Source organism: Nocardia cyriacigeorgica, assembly GCF_010868145.1.
Taxonomy (GTDB): Bacteria; Actinomycetota; Actinomycetes; order Mycobacteriales; family Mycobacteriaceae; genus Nocardia; species Nocardia cyriacigeorgica_D.
Genome location: NZ_JAAGUY010000007.1, coordinates 131206 through 150501, shown reverse-complemented (window position 1 = coordinate 150501; position 19296 = coordinate 131206). Strand labels below are relative to the sequence as shown.

Annotated in this window: 18 protein-coding genes; 11 read left to right on the top strand and 7 right to left on the bottom strand. The window is 66.7% G+C overall.

All coding sequences use genetic code 11. From position 1 onward, the window contains the following. Positions 1–22 precede the first annotated feature (22 nt). Complete coding sequence (locus GV792_RS11925) at positions 23–1309, bottom strand: magnesium transporter MgtE N-terminal domain-containing protein (RefSeq protein WP_163824129.1); 1287 nt, start codon at positions 1307–1309, stop codon at positions 23–25. Between the two features lie 53 nt (positions 1310–1362). On the opposite strand from GV792_RS11925, the gene GV792_RS11920 reads away from it, so the two are divergent. From GV792_RS11920 to GV792_RS11910, 3 genes are read left to right on the top strand one after another with little or no spacing between them, the layout of a single operon-like run. Beyond that, positions 1363–2310, top strand: coding sequence for an HpcH/HpaI aldolase/citrate lyase family protein (locus GV792_RS11920; RefSeq protein WP_163824128.1), 948 nt, complete (start codon positions 1363–1365; stop codon positions 2308–2310). A 51-nt stretch (positions 2311–2361) separates the two neighbouring features. After that, positions 2362–2853, top strand: coding sequence for a general stress protein (locus tag GV792_RS11915; protein WP_163824127.1), 492 nt, complete (start codon positions 2362–2364; stop codon positions 2851–2853). Between the two features lie 4 nt (positions 2854–2857). After that, positions 2858–3442 carry a suppressor of fused domain protein gene (locus GV792_RS11910; protein WP_175582959.1) on the top strand — a complete coding sequence of 195 codons (585 nt, stop codon included), beginning with the start codon at positions 2858–2860 and terminating at the stop codon, positions 3440–3442. Positions 3443–3451: 9 nt separating this feature from the next. Here GV792_RS11910 and GV792_RS11905 read toward each other — a convergent pair whose 3' ends face one another. Continuing rightward, positions 3452–4528, bottom strand: a complete 1077-nt coding sequence (locus GV792_RS11905; RefSeq protein ID WP_163824126.1) for a magnesium and cobalt transport protein CorA — start codon at positions 4526–4528, stop codon at positions 3452–3454. A 132-nt stretch (positions 4529–4660) separates the two neighbouring features. Between GV792_RS11905 and GV792_RS11900 the strand changes: the two genes are divergently transcribed. From GV792_RS11900 to GV792_RS11870, 7 genes are all read left to right on the top strand, one after another. Beyond that, positions 4661–5515 carry a PHP domain-containing protein gene (locus GV792_RS11900; RefSeq protein WP_163824125.1) on the top strand — a complete coding sequence of 285 codons (855 nt, stop codon included), beginning with the start codon at positions 4661–4663 and terminating at the stop codon, positions 5513–5515. Next, on the top strand, positions 5512–5778 hold the full coding sequence (locus tag GV792_RS11895) for a hypothetical protein (protein ID WP_163824124.1): 267 nt from the start codon (positions 5512–5514) through the stop codon (positions 5776–5778). The genes GV792_RS11900 and GV792_RS11895 overlap by 4 nt, the downstream gene beginning before the upstream one ends. Positions 5779–5829: 51 nt before the next feature. After that, positions 5830–7422 (top strand): FAD-binding protein, encoded by a 1593-nt coding sequence (locus GV792_RS11890; RefSeq protein ID WP_163824123.1) that lies wholly within the window; start codon positions 5830–5832, stop codon positions 7420–7422. A 373-nt stretch (positions 7423–7795) separates the two neighbouring features. Then, positions 7796–9001: an NAD(P)-dependent malic enzyme gene (locus tag GV792_RS11885; RefSeq protein WP_163824213.1), complete on the top strand. Its 1206-nt coding sequence runs from the start codon at positions 7796–7798 to the stop codon at positions 8999–9001. Between the two features lie 138 nt (positions 9002–9139). Beyond that, a complete protein-coding gene (locus GV792_RS11880) occupies positions 9140–10021 on the top strand; it encodes a glycine betaine ABC transporter substrate-binding protein (RefSeq protein ID WP_163824122.1) in 882 nt (293 codons plus the stop codon). A 182-nt stretch (positions 10022–10203) separates the two neighbouring features. After that, positions 10204–10881: a PadR family transcriptional regulator gene (locus GV792_RS11875; protein ID WP_163824121.1), complete on the top strand. Its 678-nt coding sequence runs from the start codon at positions 10204–10206 to the stop codon at positions 10879–10881. 69 nt (positions 10882–10950) lie between these two features. Then, complete coding sequence (locus tag GV792_RS11870) at positions 10951–12426, top strand: DHA2 family efflux MFS transporter permease subunit (protein WP_163824120.1); 1476 nt, start codon at positions 10951–10953, stop codon at positions 12424–12426. Between the two features lie 75 nt (positions 12427–12501). Here the strand turns inward: GV792_RS11870 and GV792_RS11865 are convergent, their stop codons facing one another. The 4 genes from GV792_RS11865 to GV792_RS11850 all read right to left on the bottom strand — a co-directional run bounded on the left by GV792_RS11865 (position 12502) and on the right by GV792_RS11850 (position 17774). Next, on the bottom strand, positions 12502–14295 hold the full coding sequence (locus tag GV792_RS11865) for an AMP-dependent synthetase/ligase (protein ID WP_163824212.1): 1794 nt from the start codon (positions 14293–14295) through the stop codon (positions 12502–12504). Positions 14296–14420: 125 nt separating this feature from the next. Then, the gene (locus tag GV792_RS11860; protein ID WP_163824119.1) at positions 14421–15335 is read right to left on the bottom strand and encodes an alpha/beta hydrolase; all 915 of its coding nucleotides are present in this window, start codon (positions 15333–15335) and stop codon (positions 14421–14423) included. 13 nt (positions 15336–15348) lie between these two features. Beyond that, entirely contained in the window at positions 15349–16233 is an 885-nt protein-coding gene (locus tag GV792_RS11855) for an SDR family NAD(P)-dependent oxidoreductase (RefSeq protein ID WP_175584261.1), read from the bottom strand. Next, positions 16230–17774 (bottom strand): flavin-containing monooxygenase, encoded by a 1545-nt coding sequence (locus tag GV792_RS11850; protein ID WP_163824118.1) that lies wholly within the window; start codon positions 17772–17774, stop codon positions 16230–16232. Before GV792_RS11850 ends, GV792_RS11855 begins: the two co-directional genes overlap by 4 nt. Positions 17775–17841: 67 nt before the next feature. Here GV792_RS11850 and GV792_RS11845 point away from each other — a divergent pair, with 67 nt between their 5' ends. Further along, positions 17842–18474, top strand: a complete 633-nt coding sequence (locus GV792_RS11845) for a TetR/AcrR family transcriptional regulator (RefSeq protein ID WP_163824117.1) — start codon at positions 17842–17844, stop codon at positions 18472–18474. Between the two features lie 81 nt (positions 18475–18555). Here GV792_RS11845 and GV792_RS11840 read toward each other — a convergent pair whose 3' ends face one another. Beyond that, on the bottom strand, positions 18556–19143 hold the full coding sequence (locus tag GV792_RS11840) for a TetR/AcrR family transcriptional regulator (RefSeq protein ID WP_163824116.1): 588 nt from the start codon (positions 19141–19143) through the stop codon (positions 18556–18558). Positions 19144–19296: the final 153 nt, after the last annotated feature.

Below are 19296 nucleotides of genomic sequence, written 5' to 3'. Positions count from 1 at the left end.
CGCCCGCCCCGCGGGAGTCTTGTCAGTCACGACCGTGCACCCCTTCGTGTAGCTCCTCGTCCTCGCGCCAGTCCTCCGGCAGCAGATGGTCGAGGACGTCGTCGACGCTGACCGCGCCGAGTAGATGGTTCTCCTCGTCCACCACCGGCCCACAGACCAGGTTGTAGGTGGCGAAATAGCGGGTGACGGTGGCCAGCGGCGCCTCCGGCCGCAGCGTCGACAGATCGGCGTCGAGGAGGCCGCCGACCAGGTGGGCGGGCGGCTCGCGCAACAGTTGTTGCAGGTGGACACAGCCCAGATAGCGGCCGGTCGGGGTGGCCGTCGGCGGGCGGACCACGAACACCATCGATGCCAGCGCCGGGGTCAGATCCGGATTGCGAACCCGGGCCAGCGCCTCGGCCACCGTCGTCGCCGGGGTCAGCACCACCGGTCGCGGGGTCATCAGACCGCCTGCGGTGTCGGGGGAGTGTGCGAGCAGCCTGCGGACCGGTTCGGACTCTTCGGGGTCCATCAGCGCCAGCAGCGACTCGGCTTCGTTCGCGGGCAGCTCGCCCAGCAGGTCGGCGGCGTCGTCGGGGTCCATGGCTTCCAGGACGTCGGCGGCCCGGCGTACCTCGAGGTGGCCGAGCAGATCGACCTGGTCGTCATCGGGCAGCTCCTGGACCACGTCGGCGAGGCGTTCGTCGTCGAGTGCCACCGCGACCTCGATGCGGCGCTTCTCCGGCAGCTCGCGCAGCAGATGCGCGACGTCGGCGGCGCGCAGGCCCTCGAACTGCTCGAGCAGCGTGGTGACGTCCTGGCCCGGCCTGCCGATCTCATACGGGGTCAGCCCGCTGACGTGCATCCAATCCACCACATGCACCGTGCGCCTGCGGCCGAGTCGCCGATGTCCGCGCACCGCGACCCGCGATACCCGCCAATCCCGCGTCCTGGTCTGTTCCAGCCCGAGGTCGACCACGAACACATCCACCCCGGCCAGATCGGACAGGTCCGGATCCTGCACCCGCACCGCCGAATCCACGATCTGCGCCAATGCCAGGAGCTCGCCCGGCCGCTGGGCGAAGCGCCGCAGGCTGACGGTGCCGGTATTGAGCGTGACATTGCCGGGTTCGATCGAGGTCACCCGCAGCATCGGCACGAAGATCCGTCGTCGGGTCGGCAACTCGATGACGAGGCCGTGTACCCGGGGCTGTTGCCGGTCGTAGCGGACTGCCACGACCACGTCGCGGATGCGGCCGATAGACTCGCCGTCCGGTCCCAGCACCGCCAGGCCGGCCAGCCTGGCGACGTACACCCTGGTAGCTGCCATGAATGCCAGGTTAGAGCTTCGCGGGCCGAAGTTGGCCGACGACAGGAGTGTTGATGAAGCCGCGCCGTTCCGTTCTGGCTGTGCCGGGAAGTAACCCGAAAATGATCGACAAGGCCAAAGGGTTGCCCGTCGACGAAGTGTTCCTCGACCTGGAGGATGCCGTCGCCCCGGCGGCCAAAGCCGCCGCCCGCGCGAACATCATTGCCGCGCTCAACGATTCCGGCTGGGGTTCGCAGCTGCGGGTGGTGCGGGTCAACGACTGGACCACGCCGTGGACCTATCAGGACGTGATCAGTGTGGTCGACGGCGCCGGCACCGCGATCGACGCCATCCTGCTGCCCAAGGTCACCGACGCCGGTCAGGTACGCGCGCTGGATCTGCTGCTGAGCCAGCTGGAACAGGCCAATGGTCTGGAACCGGGCCGGATCGGGATCGAACCACAGCTGGAGAACGCGCTCGGTCTGCGCAACATCGACGAGATCGCTACCGCGAGCCCGCGGGTGCAGGCCCTGGTCTTCGGCCCGGCCGACTTCATGGCCAGTATCAACATGCGCACTCTCGTGGTGGGTGAGCAGCCGGAGGGCTATGACACCGGCGATGCCTACCACCACATTCTGATGACGATCCTGCTGACCGCCCGCGCGCACGGGTTGCAGGCCATCGATGGTCCGTACCTGCAGATCCGCGATGTCGACGGGTTCCGGCGCGCCGCGGCGCGCACCGCGGCGCTCGGCTTCGACGGCAAATGGGTACTGCATCCGGGGCAGGTCGACGCCGCCAACGAGATCTTCAGCCCGCGTCAGGCCGATTACGACCGTGCCGAACTGATCCTGGAGGCCTACGCCTTCCACACCTCGCACGCGGGCGGCGCGCGCGGCGCCGTCATGCTCGGTGACGAGATGATCGATGAGGCCAGCGCCAAGATGGCGCAGGTCATCGCCGATAAGGGCCGGGCCGCGCGCATGTCGCGCACCACCCGTTTCACCCCGCCGGAAAAGTGACGCGCGGTATATAGCACGGCGCCGTGCCGGATGGAATAGCAGAATGGACCTATGACGAATCCCTTGGGGAACGCGAATCGCGGCAGGCAGGGCCTGCCGACGCCGCCGTCGGGCTGGCCGGTCGGGTCGTATCCGACCTACGCCGAGGCACAGCGCGCCGTCGATTATCTGGCCGACAACCAATTCCCGGTGCAGGATATGACGATCGTCGGCGTCGACCTCATGCAGGTCGAACGAGTCCTCTACCGGCTGAACTGGGGCAAGGTGATCGGCGGTGGCGTCGTGTCGGGCGCGTGGCTCGGTCTGTTCCTCGGCCTGCTGCTGAGCCTGTTCACCACCGGCGGCGCGCTCGGCCCGCTGCTGGTCGGCCTGGTCGGCGGCATCATCTTCGGCGTCATCTCCACCTCGATCCCGTATGCGGCGACCAAGGGACAGCGGGATTTCGCGTCCACCATGCAGCTGGTCGCGGGCCGCTACGACGTGCTGTGCGATCCCAAGACGGCCGAACAGGCCAGGGACATGCTGGCGCGGCTGGCGATCTGAGCGCATGGACGTCGTGAACACGGTGCGCGCCGGCGTACTCGAACATTTCGGTGTCGACGCGTCCGCGGTCGATGCCGCCTCGGTGACCTTCCTCGGCCTCGAGCCCATCGAGATCCTGCGGATCGTCCCCGGTGACGATCTGGTGCACTACGCGACTCTCGGCGGTTCCCGTCATCCGATGGGGGATCCGTCGGAGGTGCTCGCCGATCCCGTGAAGGGCCCGCGCGCAGAACTTGTGCTCACCATGCACGCAGGCGTCGGTGCTGCCTCGGGGCTGGCACGTGCGCTCGGTGTGCTCGCCGCCGCACCAGCCGTGGAAGGCGTTGTGCTGCAAGCAGATGCGCTGCTGGATCTGGGCGAACCGATGTGGCACAACGCCCCGTTCACCGCGGTTCTGCTCGGCCCGAGCGATATTCCCGATGTGGTCCTGCCCGAACCCGCCGAGCCGGTGCGTTACCTGGACGTCGTCCCGGTCACCGCGACCGAGGCGGCGTGGGTGCGGGTGCGTGGTGCGCAGGCGTTGCGGGATGCGTGGGTCGAGGCGGGGATCGATGTGCGCGACCCGAATCGCGGTGCGGCATCGCTGTGATCACCGCCGTCACAGCCAGTTGTTGCGGTGGAACACCACATACAGGCTGGTGCAGATGGTGAGGATGATGACCCAGATCGCCGGGTAGCCCCAGCTGGTCTTCAGCTCCGGCATGTGCTCGAAGTTCATACCGTAGATACCGGCGATCATGGTGGGGACCGCGGCGATGGCGACCCATGCCGAAATCTTGCGCATATCGGTGTTCTGCTGCACCGCGATCTTGGCCAGCGCGGCGTTGATCAATGCGCCGAGTGATTCGTCGAAATCGACGATGCGGTCGGCGACAGTGGTGTGGTGGTCGGCGACATCGCGGAAATAGCGCCGGACCTCCTTCGGTAGCGGCAGATTCGTGTTCTGGCTCAGCACCTGCAGCGGGATCGCCAGCGGACCCACCGCCCGGCGTAATTCGACCACCTCACGCTTGAGCTGATAGATGGATTCGACAGCGACCTTGCTGCGCGGGGTGAAGACCTCTTCTTCCATCTCATCGATATCGTCTTCGATCGACTGCACCACCTCGAGGTAGTTGTCGACGACGTAGTCGGCGATGGCGTGTAGCACCGCGCTGGGGCCGAGCCGCAGCCGCTCCGGATCGCCCTCGAGATCCTTACGGACCGCCGCCAGCCCGGAATGTTCGCCATGGCGGACGGCCACAACGAAGTCGCGGCCGGTGAAGATCATCAACTCGCCGGTCTCGACGATCTCGCTGACGGAATTCAGTTCGTGTTCGTGATACGCGACCGGACGCATCACCAGCACCAGGGTGTCGTCGTAGCGTTCCAGCTTGGGGCGCTGGTGGGCGTGCACGGCGTCTTCGACTGCCAGCGCGTGCAGCCCGAAGGTCTGCGCGATGTCGGTCATCTGAGCTTCATCGGGATCGTGCAGGCCGAGCCAGACGAAGCCCTCGCCCCTGTCCCGCACTTCCTGTAGCGCCGCCTGATGGGTGAAATGCCCGGGCAGCCGCATGCCATCGATATAGACCGCGCAATCGACGATCGCCCGTGCCGTCGGCACCGGGATCCGCGGCAGCGGGGTCGGGGACTTCGCCGGCCCACGGAAGTACGGAAGCGGAGGAATCGATGGCACCGGTTGATGCTACTTCCGTGCCCAACGGCGGGGCGGCCGTCCGCGGAGCGGGTGGCACATGCACTCGATCGGATCGGTCGCCGGTCGGGCATGGGGACAGCCGGCCGACCGCGCACTGACACACTGGAGGGCGTGCGCATCGACCTGCATACCCATTCGACCGCGTCCGACGGCACCGACACCCCTGCCGAACTGGTGCGGAACGCGGCGGCCGCCGGACTCGACGTCGTCGCGATCACCGATCACGACACCACCGCAGGCTGGGCCGAGGCGGTGGCGGCGCGGCCCGAGGGGCTGACCCTGATCCGAGGGATGGAGATGTCGTGCATCGGTCTCGGTGCGGACGGCTGGCCGGTGCCGGTGCATCTGCTGGCCTACCTGTTCGACCCGGCGGATCGTAGTTTCGCGGACGAGCGTGAGCGGTTGCGTGCCGAGCGGGTCGAGCGGTTGCGCGCGATGGCCGAGCGGATGGCTGCCGACGGCCTGCCCGTCGATCCCGATGCGGTCCTGGCCTCGGCCGGTCCGTCGGCGGGGCGGCCGCATCTGGCCAGGGCACTGGTCGCGGCAGGGGTGGTGCCCACCGTCGACGCCGCCTTCGCCGATCTGCTTGCCCCGCACGGCCGCTATTACGCCGAGAAGGCCGACACTCCGTTGCGCCGGGCAGTCGAGATGATCGCCGCCGCGGGCGGGGTGAGCGTGCTCGCCCACACCAGGGCCCGCAAGCGCGGCAGACTGCTGGCAATCGACGATATTCGTGAACTCGCCGAGCTCGGGCTCGGTGGGCTCGAGGTCGATCACCCCGACCACGGTGACGCCGATCGGGAGCTGCTGAACGGTCTCGCCGCCGAACTAGGTCTGCTCACCACCGGTTCGTCGGACTATCACGGCAGTAACAAGACCATCCGGCTCGGTGAGTTCACCACCGATCCCGCCCAACTCGAGGTGCTGGTCGGGAAGGCGACCGGGGTGCCGGTGATCGGCTCGTGAGACTTGCGCGCGGGATCAGTGGCATGGTCGCCGCCGGAACGTTCGTACTCGCCCTCGTGGTGGTGGGTACGGCGATCATCGGTGCCCGACGAGGGTTTCCTGGGCCGGGCGGCGAGTCGGTGACCTGGCATGTGGTGTCAGCGGCGATCGTTGTTGCGGCGCAGATGTATTCGGATCGGCATAAGGGTTTGGCCGCATTTTCCGGATCGCTGGTCGTTTTCCTCACGGCGGGTGTCCTGCTATGGACACAATGGTGGAGTTGATCTTCCGGAATCGGTTGCGGGTGGGTGAAATGTGGTCGAACATTTGACCTTGTGAGTGCATGGGAGACCGATGTACTGGTTCTCGGCGGCGGCCCCGCCGGAACCTGGGCGGCCGTCTCCGCCGCCACGGCGGGCGCACGCGTGATCCTCGCGGACAAGGCGCGCTGCGGTGCTTCCGGTCCGACCGCCGCAGGCCGCACTTCGCTGTGGAATGTCGAGCCCGGGCCCGCACGGGCCGAGGCGGTGCGCCGCGCCCTCGGCCACGGCGGCTGGATCGGTGATCCGGAAGCCACCCATCGGGTGCTCGCCGAGACTCATGATCGGCTCATCCAGCTCGCGGGCTGGGGCCACCGATTCTCTGGCGGGCCGCATTCGGCGCGAGTTCAGCTCGACGGCGCCACGTATCTGCGGCGGATGCGCCGCGCCGCGCTGGAAGCCGGTGTCCGCGTACTCGACCACCATCCTGCGCTGCATTTGCTCGTCGACAGGGAGGGCATCGTCTCCGGTGCCACCGGGGTACAGCGGCACAACAAGTTCCGGCCCTGGACCGTGCGCGCGGCGGCGGTGGTTGTGGCCACCGGCGGATGCGCGTTCCTCTCCGGGCGGGCGGGGACCGACGTCGACACCGGCGACGGACTGTTGTTCGCCGTCGAGGCGGGCGCCGAATTGTCGGGGATGGAATTCTCCAGCGCGTACGGACTCGCGCCCGCGGCCTCGGTGCGCGCCGCCGATCACGCCCTGACCTTCGCCGCGCTGCGCGACGAGACCGGCGCCGCCCTCGAAGGGCACCGGGCCGCCGCCTTCGCCGCTCTTGCCGAGGGCCGCCGGGTCTTCGGGATTCCGGCGGAACTCTCGCCCGGTCAGCGTCGCGGGCTTCGCCGACACGGCCTGTCCGACCGGGGCGAAGGGATCGCACTGCGCGCGGTGTTCGAGGGAACGGTGCGCGGCACCGGCGGCCTGCACCTCACCGGCGTCGATTGTGCGACCACGATTCCCGGGATGTACGCCGCGGGCGATGTCACCACCCGCGAAGCCGTCACCGGTGCCGTGAGTGGTTTGGGTGGTGCCTGGGCCATCGCGTCCGGTACGTGGTCCGGGGCAAGCGCCGCCCGGTTCGCCCGCGCCCGCCCGATTCCCGATCGATTCGCGCTCTCAGCCGCGGGTTCGATGCCCGGCGCCGGACTCGCGCCTCGCGCCGGGATCGACCCGCGCGCGGTGATCGGCCTGGTGCAGGAACACACCTTGCCGCTGCGGCGCAGCTACTGGCGCAGTGCGGGCAGTCTGCGCGACAGCGTCGCCGAACTCGATGGCATGTGGCCGGGCGCGGTCTTCGATCTCGGTGGCGCCGGTGCCGAAGGGCTACGTGCCAGGGAGGCCGCCGCGATGCTCGCGGTCGCCCGCTGGACCACATACAGCGCACTGGCGAGGACCGAGAGTCGTGGTATCCACCGGCGCACCGATCATCCGGAGGCCGACGCGGGATGGCGGGTGCGGCTGCGCTCCGGCGGGCTCGATACCGTCTGGGTACGCAAGTCCGCGCGTAATCCGATCGAGCCGCAGATCTCACGGAGCGTGCGACCCCACTATCGGACAGCTCACGGCCACGGTCCGACCGAAGGCGAGTTTCCGCTTACGTCGGGGTAATTCCAGCGGCTTACGCTCGGATGATGGTGCACGACCACGACTCCGCCTACCGGTTTGGCATGTGGTCGGGCAGGCTGGCAGAATGTTGCGGATTCCCGTCCTACGCCACCGCCGGGTATGGGAAACACGGTGATCACCGCCTCACGACGCACCGTCGTGTCCCGAGGGTCAACCCGCATGATCTGTCCGGACCCACCCGTCCGGCTTCCGCTCTACGGATCAGTGCCGCGCCACGTCGACAGGGCTGTCGAGAAGTCGAAACGTACCGGTCAGCGCACCCGATGAGCGTTACGAAGCACCTAGTACCAAAAAACCCGACGGTAACCGTCCCCCGATTGTGACCGATCCGAGCAGGAGTGAAATCGTGTCATCTGTGACTGACGCACCGAACGCCACTGCCAGCAAGAATGCCGCCGCCGACCTCGCGGCGATCACCCACGAGGAGATCTTCGCGGGCCACCTCGGCGGCAAGCTCTCGGTAGAGCTGAGTGCGCCATTGGATACCCAGCGCGACCTGTCGATCGCTTACACCCCCGGTGTCGCGCAGGTCAGCCGCGCGATCGCCGAGGACGAGTCGCTGGCCAAGCGCTACACCTGGACCGACCGGCTGGTCGTGGTCGTCAGCGACGGCACCGCCGTGCTCGGCCTCGGTGACATCGGCCCGCGGGCGTCGCTGCCGGTGATGGAGGGTAAGGCCGCGCTGTTCAAGAAGTTCGCCGGGCTGGACTCCATTCCGATCGTGCTGGACACCAAGGACGTCGACGAGATCGTCGAGACTCTGATCCGGCTGCGCCCGAGCTTCGGTGCGGTGAACCTGGAGGACATCTCCGCGCCGCGCTGCTTCGAGATCGAAAAGCGCGTCATCGAGGCGCTCGATTGCCCAGTCATGCACGATGACCAGCACGGCACCGCGATCGTGGTGCTCGCCGCGCTCAATGGCGCCGCCAAGGTGCAGGGCCGCAGCACCTCCGGTCTGAAGGTCGTTGTCTCCGGTGCCGGCGCCGCGGGTGTCGCGTGCACCAACATCCTGCTGGCCGCAGGCGTCGCCGACGTCACCGTGCTCGACTCCAAGGGCATTGTCAGCCGCGATCGCACCGACCTCAACGAGGTCAAGTCCGATCTGGCCCAGCGCACCAACCCGCGCGGGCTGACCGGCACCGCCGCCGACGCGCTGGCCGGTGCGGATGTGTTCCTCGGCCTGTCCGCGGGCAAGATCGGCGAAGAGCTCATCGCCTCGATGGCGCCGGAGTCGATCGTGTTCGCCATGTCCAACCCGGACCCCGAGATCCACCCCGACGTCGCCGCCAAGTACGCCTCGATCGTGGCCACCGGGCGCAGTGACTTCCCGAACCAGATCAACAATGTGCTCGCGTTCCCCGGTGTCTTCAAGGGCGCCCTCGACGCGGGTGCCCGTCGGATCACCGAGGGTATGAAGATCGCGGCCGCCGACGCCATCCTCGGCGTCGTCGCCGATGAGCTGGCCGTCGACAAGATCGTGCCGAGCCCGCTCGACCCGCGCGTCGCCCCGGCCGTTGCCGAAGCCGTCGCCGCCGCCGCGCGCGCAGAGGGCGTCGCGTAGACATTCCGCAGCAGTTGTACGAGGGCGCCTGTTCCATACGGAACGGCGCCCTCGGTACATTCTCCACTGACCATATGTGCCCGCTCGGTCGTGTCTGCGTGGGCTAGTCCTCGGCTTCGGAAAGTTGGTGTCGCGCCGATGGTGCTTGCCGCGCCGCTGCGGGTGCTGGCCCGGCTGCTGGTCGTCGCGGTGGCGACGGTGGCCGTGTCCTGTGGTGATGATCCCGCGACCGAGCCGCTGGTGGTCGGTTCCGGTGACACCGCGGAATCGGTGCTGCTGGCCGAGATCTACGCGCAGGCACTGGCCCGCACCGGCGCCGGTGTCGCCGTCGAACGTGATCTCGGCGCGCGTGCGGATCGGCTGGCCGCGCTCGATGCGGGCACGGTGACGCTGGTCGGCGAGCACAATGGTGCGCTGCTGGCGGATCTGGCCGGTGACGCCGTCGCGTGGACCGGTAAAGAGGTCACCACGGAGCTGAATCGTTCGCTGCCGCAGGGCCTTGTCGTCACCGATGCGGCCGACGGCGCCGATCTGCGGCCGCGTCTGGTGGTGGGCGGGGCCGCGCCGTTCGATTCGGTCGCCGACCTGATCCCACACTGCGCGACCTCGCGCGCGGGTGTCGCGCCGGTGCCCGGTTTGCTCACCGCCCCGCCATCCGCACTGCGGGTCGAGGGCTGTGATCTGGCCGAGACGATCACTTTCCCGAACCCTGACGAGCTGCGAAAAGCTTTGCTGGACGGCCGGATCCAGGTCGGTCTGCTGGCAGGCCCTGCCGAACTGGCGCCCGCCGCGACCGACGGTCTGCGCGTGCTGTCCGATGAGGACAACGCGCTGCGTGCCGAGAACCCGGTGTCGCTGGTCCGCAAGGGCGCGCTGGACGAACGGCAGTGGGAAAAGTTGAACTACGTCGCCGGTGAGCTGACCACCGACCGGCTGGTCGCCATGGTCCGCGAGGTTCGTGACGCGGATGCTGACCCCGCCGACCTGGCGCGCACCTGGCTCGACGAGCACGGGCTCTAGCGCGCCGCCTGCGCATCGTATGACTCCTATCACGCCCCTTCACTCCTTGCCGCCCGCCACTTCCGCGCCGTATATTCCAGTTGGAATATTTGACGTGGGATATGTCGGCGCACGCGGATAGGGTGCGTGATCGCTCGCCGAAACTCCGCGAGTGGTGGGCGTCGGCCCGGGAAGGGGACAACATGGGGCAGCGCACGGGTGCGACGGTGACGCCATTGGCGATCGCTGTGCTCGCCCTGCTCGAAGAGCGACCCATGCATCCCTACGAGATGTATCAGCTACTCGTCCTGCGGCATGAGGACAAACTGGTCAAGGTGCGGCCCGGCTCGCTGTATCACGTGATCGCCCGGCTGGCCGATGCGGAACTGGTGACCGCCGAAGGGATCGACCGCGCCGGGAACCGGCCGGAACGCACCACCTACCGGATCACCGCCGACGGGCGAAGCACATTGCGGAACCGGATCGCGGAGCTGTTGCGCAAGCCGCTGCCGGAATACCCGATCTTCCCGGTGGCCCTCGGTGAGGCGCACAACCTGCCCAAACTCGAAGTGCTGTCGCTGTTACGGGAACGGATCGAGCATCTCGCTGGGCAGTTCGCCGAGATCGACACCATGATCGCGGCGGCCGAACGCAAGCAGGTGCCCCGCCGCTATTGGATCGTGCTGCCCTATCTGCGCGCCACCGTGCGTACCGAGATCGAGTGGGTCGAGCACATGATCGGCGAACTCGATAGCGGCGCGTTGATCTGGGAAGACTTCGATCCCGTGACCGGTGAACGCATGGAGCCCTGCGATGACTCGCTATGGCGTCCACAGGGGCCGGAGCCGGACGACGCTCCCGGGGAAGCCGCAGCCTCCTGAACATCCGCCGGACACGACAGACCCGACAACGACGTCGCTCGTCATCCACCCGAGTTAGGAACGAAACCGATGTCCACTCCACGTAATCCATGGCTGGCGCTCTCCGCGCTGGTCGTCGGGTTCTTCATGATCCTGCTAGATGTCACGATCGTCGCGGTCGCCAATCCGGCCATCCTGGAGAGTCTGCACGCCGATATCTCCCAGGTCATCTGGGTGACCAGCGCCTACCTGCTGACCTATGCGGTGCCGCTCCTGGTCACCGGGCGCCTCGGTGATCGTTTCGGGCCGAAGAAGATCTATCTGATCGGTCTGGCCGTCTTCACGCTCGCGTCGCTGTGGTGTGGTCTGTCGGGCACCATCGGCATGCTGATCGCCGCGCGTGCGGTGCAGGGTCTCGGTGCGGCGCTGATGACGCCGCAGACCATGGCCGTCATCACCCGCACCTTCCCGCCGGACAAGCGCGGTGCGGCCATGGGTCTGTGGGGTGGGGTGGCAGGTCTGGCGACGCTTGTCGGCCCGATCCTCGGCGGTGTGCTGGTCGACAACCTCGGCTGGGAATGGATCTTCTTCGTCAACGTACCGGTCGGCATCGTCGCGTTCGTGCTGGCCTGGCGACTGGTGCCGGACCTCGAGACCCATGCGCACAAGTTCGACATCCCCGGTGTGGTGCTGAGCGCGATCGGTATGTCGCTGCTGGTGTTCGGTATCCAGGAGGGCAACACCTACGACTGGTCGGCTCGCATCTGGTTGCTGATCGGTGCGGGTGTGGTGGTGCTCGGGCTGTTCATCGTGAACCAGGCGCGCAATACCGGCGAGCCGCTGGTGCCGCTGAGCCTGTTCCGCGACCGCAACTTCGGGTTGTCGAATCTCGCGATCGCGGCAATGGGCGCCGCGACGACGGCGTTGATGGTCCCGATCTATTTCTACTTGCAGGCGGTGCGCGAGATGTCGCCGACGACATCGGCTCTGGTGTTGGCGCCGATGGCGATCATCACCGGTGTGTGCGCGCCGTTCGTCGGCAAGTTCGCGGGACGGCTGCATCCACGGGTGGTGCCGACGGTCGGTTTCGGGTTGTTCGCCGTATCGGTGGCCTGGTTCGCGCAGTTGATGACCCCGGGTTCGGACATCATCTGGTTCCTGGTCGCGGCCGGGCTGGCCGGTTTCGCCAACGCATTCATCTGGGCGCCGCTGGCCACCACCGCGACACATAATCTGCCCATCCGGCAGGCGGGTGCGGGCGCCGGTGTCTACAACACCATGCGTCAGGTGGGTGCAGTGCTCGGTAGTGCCGCGATCAGCGCCCTGATCGCCGCGCGGATGGCGGCCAACGATCTGGGTGACGCCCCCGCCGGTGAAGGTACGACCGGCCCGATCCCGGAGCCGGTCAAGGACGCGTTCAGTTCGGCGCTGGCGGACTCGACCTATCTTCCTGCCGCGATTCTGCTGATCGGCCTGGTGGCCTCGGCACTGTTCCTGCGTCCGGCCGCCGCCGCACCGCCGAAGCCGCCCACCGAACGGGCGAAGGCCGAATCCCTCACCCCGTGAGCCGGATTCGATCCGCGAAACGACGAAGGCGCCGACAGCGTAAAGCTGTCGGCGCCTTCGCACGTCAGGGGAAGATCAGCTGTAGATCTTTTCGACCTCGGAGGCGTACTGCTTCATCACGACGGCGCGCTTGAGCGACATCTTCGGGGTGAGCTCGCCGGTCTCCTGGGTCCAGTCGACGGTCAGGATGCGGGTCTTCTTGATCTGCTCGGCCTTGGAGACCTTCTTGTTGGTCTCGGCGACCGCGGCGTCGATCTCGGCGACCAGGGCCGGGTTCTCGATCAGCGTCTCCATCGACGTGTCGGCGGAGACGCCATTGCGCTCCTTCCAGCCCGGCAGCGCCTCGGGGTCGAGGGTGATCAGCGCGCCGACGAACGGCTGGCCATCGCCGACCACCATGACCTGGCTGATCAGCGGATGCGCTCGCAGTGAGTCCTCGAGCAGCGCGGGGGAGACGTTCTTACCGCCCGCGGTGACGATGATTTCCTTCTTGCGGCCGGTGATGGTGACGAAGCCGTCGGCGTCGATGGCGCCGAGATCACCGGTCTTGAACCAGCCGTCCTCGAAGGCGTCCTCGGTGGCCTCGGCATTGCCCCAGTAGCCGTCGAAGACGACCGAACCCTGGAGCAGCAGCTCGCCGTCCTCGGCGATCTTGGCGGCATGGCCCTCGATCGGGCGGCCGACGGAGCCGACGCGGATGTGCTCGGGGGTGTTCACCGTGATGGCGGCGGTGGTCTCGGTCAGGCCGTAGCCCTCGTAGATGGTGACGCCGACGCCGCGGAAGAAGTGGCCGAGGCGCGCACCCAGCGGGCCACCGCCGGATACCGCGGCCTCGCACTGGCCGCCGAGGGCGACACGCAGCTTGCTGTAGACCAGCTTGTCGAAGACGAAGTGCTTGACCTTGGTGGCCAGGTCGACCCCGCCCTTGTCCAGCCCCTCGCTGTAGGCGATGGCGGTCTCGGCGGCGAGATCGAAGATCTTGCCCTTGCCGCCGTCGTGCGCCTTCTGCTTGGCGCTGTTGAAGACCTTCTCGAATACGCGCGGCACCGAGAGGATGAAATGCGGCTTGAAGCTGCCGAACTGGTCGACCAGGGTGGTCCAGTCGGAGGTGTGCGCGACGATCACCTTCGCATCGAAGGCGGCCAGTGCGACCGCGCGGGCGAACACGTGCGCCAGCGGCAGGAACAGCAGGGTCTTCTTGCCCTCGTCGATGAACTTGCCCAGCGCGATGCGGTCGGACTTCGACTCCGCGTAGAGGTTCGCGTGGGTGAGCATGACGCCCTTGGGGCGGCCGGTGGTGCCGGAGGTGTAGATCAGGGTGGCCGGCGAGGAGGCGCCGACCTGCGCGCGGCGGTCGTGCACGACCTGGTCGTCCAGGTCGGCGCCGCGGCTGATCAGATCCTCGATCGCGCCCTTGTCGATCTGGGCGATCTCCTTCAGCTCGGTCAGCGAGCCGGATTCGATCTCGTCGATGGTGGTGCGGTGCTTGTCGTTCTCGACGACGAGCAGCTTGGTGGCCGAATCCTGCAGGATCCACTTGGCCTGCTCAGCGGCCGAGCTGTCGTAGATCGCGACGGTGCACGCGCCCGCGGCCCAAATGGCGAAGTCGAGCACGGCCCACTCGTAGCGGGTGGCCGACATGATGGCGACGCGGTCGCCGAGTTCGATACCCGAGGCGATGATGCCCTTGGCCACACCGGTCACGGTCTTCGCGAATTCCGTCGCGTTCACATCCCGCAAACCGCCGCTGCCGTTCGGCACCTGGAACAGCACCGCGTTCGGCGACTGTTCGGCATGGCGGAATACGTTGTCGGAATTGTTGGCGTCTTCCGGGATGGTGTAGGAAGCCGGGGCTTCGAACTCTCGCATCATGGCCCTTCCACGTGGGGTGTACTGATCAGTAATTTACGGCACTTGCGCCGCGGCCGTGACGTCGACCACCGCAAATAGGTCCGTATCCGCTCGATGACGAGCGGATACGGACCTGAGCGGGATCATCCTAAGTCGCGGATATGCGCCGGGCGTATGGCTTCCGACAAAAACTCGGCCATTCCGGTCAGCACGGCGGCGGCGGGGCCGACGAGTGCCGCCTGTAGTTGCGCGACGTGCCAGAGCCCGCGTGTCTCGGTGAAGGTGACCGCGACACCGGCGTCCCGGAGGGCGGCCGTCAGATCCACGCACTGTGGATGCAGCAGCTCGCTGACATCGACCTGAACGTAGGTCGGCGGCAGCCCGCGAAGCTCACCGAGTAGCGGCGCGTACCCGGGATCGTTGCTGTCACCGGCGCCGAGGTAGGCGGCGGCACACGCTCGCGACCACGGCTTGCTGATCACCAGATCGCGGTACCGGTCCGGGATCTGGTTCGGATCGGTCCACGGTGCGATCAGGCCGAGGGCGGCGGGGGTGTGACCGTGCCGTCCGATCAGTCGTTGCGCGGTGGCCAGAGCAAGGCCCCCGCCGGCCGAATCGCCGGAGATCGCGATCTGCTCGGGTGCGTAACCGTGCTCGTCGACGAGCTCGAGGAACGCCGCCTCGGCGTCGTCGAGACCGGCCGGGAACGGATATTCCGGCGCCAGCCGATAGTCCAGCGAGTAGACCGCGCAACCGGTTTCGTGCGCCAGTCGCGCGGTCAGGGACCGGTGGGTGGTCGGCGAACCGACCGCGTAGCCGCCGCCGTGCAGATAAAGCACGGCGCCCTCGCCGGGTGTCCCCGCGGCGAACCGTTCCGCAGGACGCCCGGCGAGCTGGACCCGGCGCAGGTCGGTACCCGCAGGTGCGGGCTGCAATCGCGAGCCGGCGTCCATCAGCAGTCGTTGCAGCCGCCACGGCAGCCGATCGTTGAGCGTGAGCCGGAAGATCGGGCTCAGGATCGTGCGCGCCAACGGAAGGGGAATAGCGATATCACGCATCAGCGGTCCCCGCTCAGGGCAGGAAGCGACGCTCGACGGTGGCCGAGATGCGCTGATAGCCCGAGGCCAGGACCCGCACGTACAGGTCGAGGAACTTGGCCTCCCAGCCGATCAGCACCCGGCCGTGCTTGCGGCGCACACCCTCGGTGATGGTCTTGGCGGCCATTTCGGGGGAGTGGATGGCCAGGTATTTGTCGAACATCGAGCTGGCGTTCTTGCCGTCGATGCCATCGGCGTAGGTGGCGTTGCGCGCCACCGCGGTCTTGATGCCGCCCGGGTGCACGCAGGTGACCTCGACCGGCGTCTTGGCCACGATCATCTCCTGGCGCAGCGCCTCGGTGAAGCCGCGCACCGCGAACTTGGCCGCGTTGTAGGCGCTCTGGCCGGGGACCGAAATGAGGCCGAAGAGGCTGGACACGTTCACCACGTGACCCTCGCCGGACTCGATCAGGTACGGCAGGAACGCCTTCGTGCCGTTGACGACGCCCCAGAAGTCGACGTCCATGACGCGATCGAAATCTTTGAACTCGGTCTTGACGACGTCGCCGTGGTGGGCGATACCGGCGTTGTTGTACACCTGGTGCACGACGCCGAAGTGTTCCTTGACCGCGTCGGCGTAGAGCAGCACCGCTTCGCGCTCGGCGACATTCAGCCGATCCGACTTCACCTGGGCACCCAGCTGCTCGACCAGACGGGTGGTCTCTGCGAGCCCGTCGGTGTCGATATCCGACAGCGCGAGTTTGGCGCCGCGACGAGCCAGATCAATGGCCAGCGCACGTCCGATACCGGATCCGGCGCCGGTGACCACACATACCTTGTTGCGGAAGTAAGCGTCCTTGCGCCCTCCCGTCGCCCGGCCGCCACCCCTCACGGAATCGCTATGCGATGCAGATGTCATTTGGCAGCCACCACTTTCAGATCGGGGCGAGAAGAGTTGTCATCAGTTGTCGTTTCGTAGGCCGCGACGTCGAATTGCTTGGTCAGCCTACGGAATTCGAACGTGAAATCGGGCCACAGCGTGGTGTTGTTGCCGTGCTTGTCCAGGTACCAGCTGGCGCAGCCGCCATTGAGCCAGACGCTCTTGGCCAGCTTCTTCTGCAGCTCGGTGTTGTAGCTGTCCTGCACCTCGCGGCGCACCTCGACGGTGCGCAGATCCTGCTTGTCGAAGGTGGCCAGTGCGTCGGCGATGTAGTTGATCTGCGATTCGATCATGTACACCATCGAGGTGTGGCCGAGCCCGACGTTCGGGCCGAGCAGGAAGAACATGTTCGGGAAGTTCGCGATCGAGGAACCCTTGTAGCCCTGCTGGCCGATGTCGTCGAAGACCTCGGTGAGGGTCCTGCCGTCCTTGCCGGTGATGGTTTCGTAGGTCGGCGAATCGGTGACATGGAAGCCGGTGGCGACGATCAGCGCGTCGATCTCGCGCTCGGTGCCGTCCTTGGTGACGATGGAGTTCGCGCGCACCTCGGCGATTCCGTCGGTGACCACGTCGACGTTGTCGCGGTCCAGTGCCGGGTAGTAGTCGTTGGAGATCAGCATGCGCTTGCAGCCGATGCGGAAGTTCGGGGTGACCTTGGCGCGCAGCTCGGGATCGCGGATCTCGTAGCGCAGTTTGGCCTTGGCCAGCAGCTCGAAGCCCTGCATCAGCGCGGGGAACTTGGCAAGGCCGACGACCTGGGTCTCACGCGCGGCGTAGATCGCGGCGCGGGACAGGCGCTGCACACCGGGGATGTGCTTGAACGCGAACTGTTCGGCCTTCAGGTACGGGCGGTCCATCCGGGGCAGCAGCCAGGGCGCGGTGCGCTGGTAGACGTCGAGGTGGCCGACCCGCGACGCGATGGCGGGCACGATCTGGATCGCGGAGGCGCCGGTACCGATGACAGCCACGCGCTTGCCTGCCAGATCGGCGTCGTGGTTCCAGCGGGCGGAGTGGAAGATCTCGCCTTCGAAGCTGTTGATGCCCTTGATATCGGGCAGATTCGGCTCACACAGGGCGCCCACCGCGGAGACGACGGTGTCGGCGGTGAAGTTGCCCTTGGAGGAGGTGATCTCCCACTGGGCGGTGTCGTTGTTCCAGCGGGCGCCGGTGACATCGCAGTCGAAGATGTGCTTGTCGAGGACGTTGTATTTCTTGGCGACGTCCTGGATGTAGGTCTGGATCTCGCCCTGGCGCGAAAACGAGCGCGACCAGTTCGGGTTGAGCGCGAAGGAGTACGAGTACAGGTGCGAGGGCACATCGCATGCGGCGCCCGGGTACGTGTTGTCGCGCCAGGTGCCGCCGACATCGCTGCCGCGTTCCAGGACGAGGAAATCCTCGCGGCCCTGCTGGCTCAGCCGGATGGCCAGGCCGAGGCCGGCGAATCCGCTACCGATGATGATCGTCCGCAGATGGCGGGTGGGCTGGTTAGCGACAGCTTTGTCTGTAACCTTGCGACTCATATACTCAGACTAGAGCCTTATTGAGTCACAGTCAACAGTATTGACTCACGTTCAGTAGGATGGTCATGTGAGCACGAGCCCGGGAGAAACCGTCAAGCGTGTCCGGTTGAGTCCGGACGAGCGGCGCACACAGCTGATCAACCTCGGCGTCAAGATGCTGGGCGAACGAGCCATCGAGGATATCTCGGTCAGCGAAATCGCTGTTCAGGCCGGTATCTCGCGTGGGCTGCTTTTCCATTATTTCCCCACCAAACAGGACTTCCAGCTCGAAGTCGTTCGCCACGCCAATGCCGAACTGCTGATGCGAGTCGCGCCGGACCCGGAACTCGGCCTCTTCGAGATGCTGCGCGATTCGGTGAGCCGCTACGTCGAATATGTCAGCGAGAACCGCACCTCGTACCTGGCCCTGTTGCGCGGCCCCGCGAGTTCCAGCCCCGACCTCGTGGCCCTGGTCGAACAAACCCGCAACGCGATCGTCGACATCATCCTCACCCAGGTCCCCATGCCGCCCGAGGAACGCGACCACCCCCGCCTGGTGCTGGCCGTCCGCGGCTGGATCGCCTTCACCGAGGAATCGACCCTATCGTGGTTGCGCAACGAGACGATCACCCGCGACGAGCTGATCGACCTGCTGGTCGAGTCCCTGCTCGCACTCTCCATGGCCGTGAACCCCGCCCTCGCGGCCGCTCTGCGGGCTTGATCTCGTCTGCGCAGATGCGCATGAGTTGGGATTGCCTGTAAGGCAGGTGGATTCCGAGCCGAGCCGAATACTCGCCGTGGTCTATCGGTCGGCCACGGTGCCATCGATGCTGCCGAGAGTTCTTTCGAAAGTGTCGAATGCTGTGGTGATGCGGTCGGCGTCGCCGGTGGTCAGCAGATCGAGCAGCAAACCTCGGGAGGTGGCGATCGCCAGGGTGGCTTTTGTCGTCGCCGTCGCATGGTCGTCGCCGCCGTCTTCGAATGCGGTGGTCAAGATGCGGAGCCAGTCGGCGACGATGTGCGCCAGGAATGGTTCATAGGTCTGTGGTTGCTGAAGAGCGTTTCCGTAGATTTCGAACAACAGCCGGTATAGGGGTGCGTGCCGCGGGTCGGTCAGCCACTTCCACGCGCGGGTGATGAGCGTGTAGGGGTTCGTTTCGGTCGCGTCCTGGATGTCGACGGCTTGCAGCATCCTGTCGCGGACCTGGCCGATGATCGACGCGAGTAGCTGGTCTCGGCTCCCGAAGTGATGCACCAGAGTTGTGGTGGTCACTCCGAGTTTCCGGGCCAACGGTCGGAGCGACAGATCGGACAGGCCGTACTCGATGACATAGTCGCCCGCCGCCTCGAGCAGCCGGGTCCGTCGTTCATGATCCACCGGACGTGCCATATCGGACCTTCCCATTCCTTGAACGCGTGTGCTAGTTTAGCGACATCGTTCATAGAACGGGTGTGCAAGGAATGGGTGGCCGGGGTCTTCGCCGTTGGTCTGTGCCGACCTCGGCCATGAGCAAAGGAAACACCTCGATGTCACGTGGTAGAC

Excerpts from the sequence above, each read along its gene's own strand:
- GV792_RS11840 (WP_163824116.1), bottom strand. The coding sequence starts at position 19,143 with ATGGCACGTCCGGTGGATCATGAACGACGGACCCGGCTGCTCGAGGCG.
- GV792_RS11915 (WP_163824127.1), top strand. The coding sequence starts at position 2,362 with ATGACGAATCCCTTGGGGAACGCGAATCGCGGCAGGCAGGGCCTGCCG.
- GV792_RS11855 (WP_175584261.1), bottom strand. The coding sequence starts at position 16,233 with ATGACATCTGCATCGCATAGCGATTCCGTGAGGGGTGGCGGCCGGGCG.
- GV792_RS11850 (WP_163824118.1), bottom strand. The coding sequence starts at position 17,774 with ATGAGTCGCAAGGTTACAGACAAAGCTGTCGCTAACCAGCCCACCCGC.
- GV792_RS11875 (WP_163824121.1), top strand. The coding sequence starts at position 10,204 with ATGGGGCAGCGCACGGGTGCGACGGTGACGCCATTGGCGATCGCTGTG.
- GV792_RS11925 (WP_163824129.1), bottom strand. The coding sequence starts at position 1,309 with ATGGCAGCTACCAGGGTGTACGTCGCCAGGCTGGCCGGCCTGGCGGTG.
- GV792_RS11920 (WP_163824128.1), top strand. The coding sequence starts at position 1,363 with ATGAAGCCGCGCCGTTCCGTTCTGGCTGTGCCGGGAAGTAACCCGAAA.
- GV792_RS11880 (WP_163824122.1), top strand. The coding sequence starts at position 9,140 with ATGGTGCTTGCCGCGCCGCTGCGGGTGCTGGCCCGGCTGCTGGTCGTC.
- GV792_RS11910 (WP_175582959.1), top strand. The coding sequence starts at position 2,858 with ATGGACGTCGTGAACACGGTGCGCGCCGGCGTACTCGAACATTTCGGT.
- GV792_RS11865 (WP_163824212.1), bottom strand. The coding sequence starts at position 14,295 with ATGCGAGAGTTCGAAGCCCCGGCTTCCTACACCATCCCGGAAGACGCC.
- GV792_RS11860 (WP_163824119.1), bottom strand. The coding sequence starts at position 15,335 with ATGCGTGATATCGCTATTCCCCTTCCGTTGGCGCGCACGATCCTGAGC.
- GV792_RS11870 (WP_163824120.1), top strand. The coding sequence starts at position 10,951 with ATGTCCACTCCACGTAATCCATGGCTGGCGCTCTCCGCGCTGGTCGTC.